Source organism: Caballeronia sp. M23-90 (genome assembly GCF_053574605.1).
The window spans coordinates 1-5,350 of sequence record NZ_JBSIPA010000433.1; the positions used below are offsets into that span (position 1 = coordinate 1).

General features: G+C 60.5%; 2 protein-coding genes. Both read right to left on the reverse strand.

Annotation, left to right across the window (positions count from 1 at the left end; translation table 11 throughout):
* Positions 1 to 2,137, reverse strand: a 2,137-nt coding sequence (glgX, locus tag ACRXB1_RS29180; protein WP_449494001.1) for a glycogen debranching protein GlgX, incomplete at its 3' end; no start/stop codon positions are given.
* 1,120 nt (positions 2,138 to 3,257) lie between these two features.
* The coding region (glgB, locus tag ACRXB1_RS29185) for a 1,4-alpha-glucan branching protein GlgB (protein WP_449494002.1) at positions 3,258 to 5,350 on the reverse strand (2,093 nt) is incomplete at its 5' end.

Here is a 5,350-nt window from a genome sequence, read left to right on the forward strand (position 1 = left end):
TTGCTCCCGCCATCCATACGGCCTGCCAGTCGGCGTCGCCGGTCGGCTGGGCGAGCAGGACCACCACGCTATGCGCCTGCACCTCCAGTTCCGTGCCAATCAACGGATACTGCAGCGCGTCGGGCACAGCGCTATCCATGAGCACATTCCATTCCAAGTGCGGTGCAGGCGCCGCGAAAGCCAGCGCCTGTGACGACGCGTTCATCATGATCAGCATCACATCGATCTTGCCGTCGAGCCCCGGGCCCGCGCGACGCAGCGTGAGCGCGCGGCCTTCCGGGTCCTGCCACGCGTCGGTGGTGAGCGCGCCGCCGCGTTCGTCGAACCAGCCGACGTCGTAGAGGCCCGGGAGGACCTCCTTGTCGCCCTTGAGGAAACGCATTTCCCTCAACAGCGGGTAGTTTTTTCGCAGCGCAATCACGCTCGCGATGAACTCCGTCATCGTGCGGCCGGCGGGGGTATCGGCGAGACGCCAGTCCATCCACGAAATCTCGTTGTCCTGGCAATATGCGTTGTTGTTACCGTGCTGTGAGCGGCCAAATTCGTCGCCGCCGAGGAGCATCGGCGTGCCGAGCGAAAGCAGGTTGGTTGCGACCAGCGCACGCGCGACGCGTGCGCGTGTTTCGAGGATCTCGGGGTCGTCGGTCGGACCTTCCACGCCCCAGTTCGTGCTGCAGTTCTCGTTGTGGCCGTCGTTGTTGCCCTCCTTGTTCATCTCGTTGTGCTTCTGGTCGTAGGCCGCGACGTCGGCGAGCGTGAAGCCGTCGTGCGAGGCGACGAAATTGACCGATGCCCACGGTTTCCTGCGCCGGCGGGAAAACAGCTCAGCCGATCCCGTCAGCCGTGCCGCGAGGTCGGGCCGCACGCCGGCGTCGCCGCGCCAGAAGCGGCGCACGCCATCGCGGAATTTATCGTTCCATTCGGCAAAGCCAGGCGGATGGTTGCCGACCTGATAACCATCGGGCCCGATATCCCACGGCTCCGAGATCATCTTGCGCGTATTGAGGATCGGATCCTGGCGGATGGCATCGAAGAAGCCGGAACCCGGATCGAAACCGTGGCCTTCGCGGCCAAGGGTCACGCCGAGATCGAAACGAAAGCCATCGATATTGAACGCCGTCGCCCAGTAGCGCAGCGAGTCCATCACCATTTGCAGCACGCGCGGGTGCGAGAGATTGACTGTGTTGCCGCAACCGGTATCGTTGATGTAATGGCGTTCGTCGCCGGGCATCAGGCGGTAGTAGCTGGCGTTATCGAGGCCGCGCCACGACATGGTCGGCCCGAGCTCGTTGCCCTCGCACGTGTGGTTGTAGACCACGTCCAGGAACACTTCGATGCCCGCTGCGTGCAACCGGCGCACGGCAATGCGCATTTCGTTCAGGCGGTTGGTCGAGAGGTACGACGGTTCGGGGGCGAAGAAACACGCGGTGTTATAGCCCCAGTAATTCTTCAGGCCACGTTCGACGAGAAAACGGTCGTTGAGAAACGCGTGCACGGGCAGGAATTCGACGGCGGTGATTCCGAGCTTTTGCAAATGTTCGATAAACCAGGGCGACGACAGCGCCGCGAACGAGCCGCGTTCGTGCTGGCGGATATCGGGGCGAAGCATCGACGTGCCGCGCACGTGCGTTTCGTAGATGACCGTTTCGCCCCAGGGGATGTCCGGGCGTGTGTCGCGGGACCAGTCGAAGGCGTCATCGGTGACGACGCATTTCGGCATGGCGGGGGCGGAGTCGCGCCGATCCATTGAAAGGTCCAGGCGGTTCGAGTGCACGCGATAACCGAAGAGAGCGTCCGACCATCGCCATTGGCCGACGAGTTTCTTGGCGTAGGGGTCGAGCAGGAGTTTGTGCGGATTGAACCGGTGGCCGTATTGCGGCTGGTAGGCGCCGTGGGCGCGGAAACCGTAGACCGTGCCGGGGTGGGCGCCGGGGAGGTAGCCGTGCCAGATTTCATCGGTGCATTCGGGAAGCTCGAAGCGGGTTAGCTCTTTGCGGCCGGTTGTGTCGAAGAGGCAGACTTCGATCTTTTGCGCGTTTGCGGAGAAGACGGCGAAGTTGACACCCAAACCGTCCCAGTTTGCTCCGAGCGGGTAGGCCGCGCCCGGGAGTAACTTGTCGGGGAATGAATTCGGCATAGAATTTTCGTTCGCACTCGAGGGGGTTGTGGGGTGGGGCTTGTGGTCGGGGATGGTGCCGGGTTGTTGCTGCTTGGGCCCTCGCGCGTTCCTTGTTGTCTGACTTTTTTAGCACTATTAGCCACTGTCCGTGGCGGGACTTCATTTCACGGGTTATGCGCTGGCGCTTGGCCGTGGTTTTTAGTGGTCCGAGTTGACGCCGGGTTGCTGCTTTTTACGCTACCGCGCGTTCAGTTCTAGCTGACTTCTTTAGCACTATTAGCCACTGTGCGTGGCGGCACTTCATTTCTTTGTCCAACGGCGACAAAGAAACGAAGCAAAGAAAACGCCTTCCAACCGCAGGCTCATAAGTGTCCCGAGCGTGCAGTGACAACTGTTTGGTACGTCAGAAGAACGGTCGCCGCCATAACCAGCAACACTTGAAACCCTCCCCCTCCGTCAACAGATACCCACACGCTTCGCCACCAGTAACTGTGGCAGTCAATACGGAAACCTGGCCCAAGTACACAACCGGTTGAGCGCGTAACGCTCTACAGCTTCCTGAACTTGCCAAGACTTCGCCGCAGCTGGTCTTAGGCAAGTACGGGCACAACCTAACTTGTACAGCGAACTCCTCCGTTTGGGCGTCAGTGCGCGAAGCGCGGAAGCCTGGTTAACGGATTCCCACACTGGTGGCGAAGCGTGTGGGTATCCGTATTCGGAGGGGGAGGGTTTCAAGTGTTCGTAAGTCCGGCGTCGAGCGTTTTTCTGAAGTACCAAACAGTTGTCACTGCACGCTCGGGACACTTATGAGCCATCGGTTGAGAGGCGTTTTCTTTGCTTCGTTTCTTTGTCGCCGTTGGACAAAGAAATGAAGTCCCGCCACGGACAGTGGCTAACAGTGCTAAAGAAATCAGAAAACAGGGAACGCGCGATGGGCTAAGCAGCAGCAACCCAGCATCAATCCTGACCGCTGCTAAAGACCAACCAAGCGTCAGCGCATTACCCGTGAAATGAAGTCCCGCCACGGACAGTGGCTAATAGTGCTAGAGAAGACGCCTGACAATGAACGCGCGGAAGCCTAAGAAGCAGCAACCCGGCGCCAACCCCGTCCCCGCCTTAACCCAACCAACCCCGGACGCTAGTCCAACCTCAGCACAATAGTAGCCAACGGCGGCAAAACCAGCGCAGCAGAAAACTCCCGCCCATGACTGGAAACATTCTCGGCGTGAATCACGCCCCCATTCCCGACATTGGATCCGCCATACACCGAGGCGTCGGAGTTAAGAATCTCCGTCCATCGCCCGCCGCAAGGCAGACCCACCCGATACCCCTGCCGGGGCACCGGCGTCATGTTCGATATCACCACACACTCGCGACCCTCGCCATCGGTGCGCCGGAACGCAAAAACGCTATTCCCAGCGTCGTCCCCGACCAGCCAGTCAAACCCGCGCGGATCACTATCAAGCTTATGGAGTGCCGGTTCGTCCCCGTACACCCGGTTCAAATCACGAACCAGCTTCTGCAAACCACCATGGTACGGATCATCGAGTAAATGCCAGTGCGGCGATGCATCGTGATTGAACTCCGCGAACTGACCAAACTCGCCGCCCATGAACAGTAACTTCTTGCCCGGATGCGTCCACATGAAACCCAGGTATGCGCGCAAATTGGCAAATTTCTGCCAGTGATCGCCCGGCATCTTGCCAATCAACGATCCCTTGCCGTGCACGACTTCATCGTGGGAGAGCGGCAGGACAAAACGCTCGGAATAGGCATACACCATCCCGAACGTGAACATGTTGTGGTGGTACTGCCGGTACACGGGATCTTCTTCCATGTAATGCAGCGTGTCATGCATCCAGCCCATGTTCCACTTGAAATCGAAACCCAGTCCGCCGTCTTCAACGCGCGCCGTCACCCCCGGCCATGCCGTCGATTCTTCAGCAATCGTGATCGCACCTGGAATCTGACGCACCTCGTGATTCAGGCGCTTGAGAAACGCAATCGATTCGAGATTTTCACGGCCGCCGTAGATGTTCGGCACCCACTCGTCGGCCTTGCGCGAATAGTCCCGGTACAACATCGACGCCACCGCGTCCACGCGCAATCCATCGACGTGATACCGCTTCAGCCACGCCAGCCCGGATGCGACCAGGAACGCACTCACCTCGTTGCGGCCGAGGTTGTAGATCATCGTGTTCCAGTCCTGGTGATATCCCTCGCGCGGATCGGCGTGCTCATAAAGCGGCGTGCCATCGAACTGGAAAAGCCCGTGGGCATCGTTTGGAAAATGCGCCGGCACCCAATCGAGAATGATCCCGAGTTCAGCTTCGTGCGCACGATTCACGAACTCGGCGAATTGCTCCGGTGTCCCGAATCGTGCCGATGGCGCGAATTGCCCCAACGGCTGATATCCCCAAGATCCGCCAAACGGATGCTCGGCAATCGGCATGAACTCGAGGTGCGTGAAGCCCATACTCTTCGCATAGGGAATCAGGCGCTCGGCAAGCTCGTGCCAGTTCATGCCGCGGTTGCCCTCTTCCGCCACGCGCAGCCACGATTCGGCGTGGACTTCGTAGATGGAGATCGGCGCGTTGACGGTCTGCTTCGGGCCGCGCTTTGTGTTCATCCATTCGCTGTCGGTCCAGCTATATCCATCGATGGCATCCGCATCCGCGACCACTGAAGCCGTCGCCGGCGGCAGCTCGCTCTGCAGAGCGCAAGGGTCAGCCTTCAGCGGCAAGGCGTGACCCTCGCGCGAGATGATTTCGTACTTGTAGCGCGTGCCCGCGCCCAGTCCCGGCACGAACAGTTCCCATACGCCTGCGTTGTGGCGCAGGCGCATCGGATGACGACGGCCATCCCAAGAATTGAAATCGCCGACTACGGACACCCGGCGCGCATTGGGCGCCCAGACGGCGAACCGCACGCCCGATACCCCGTCATGCACGACCGGCCGCGACCCGAGGCATTCGAGCACGGCGTACGGGTCGCCCCATGAGATGCGGTTCAGTGCGTCTTCGTCGAGAACGGGGCCGAATGAATAGGTATCGGCGACTTCCTGCGGCGTGCCGTGCCAGTCGATATTCAGGCGGTAGGCCTGAGCCTCATCGATAAACCCGACAAACAGCCCCGCCGGATGAATCTGCGTGAGCGTACCGAGCGGGGCGCGGCTGTCGCGCGCGAGAACCTGCACGCTGGGCGCGGGATCGGGAGAGCGGCGTGGAGGGG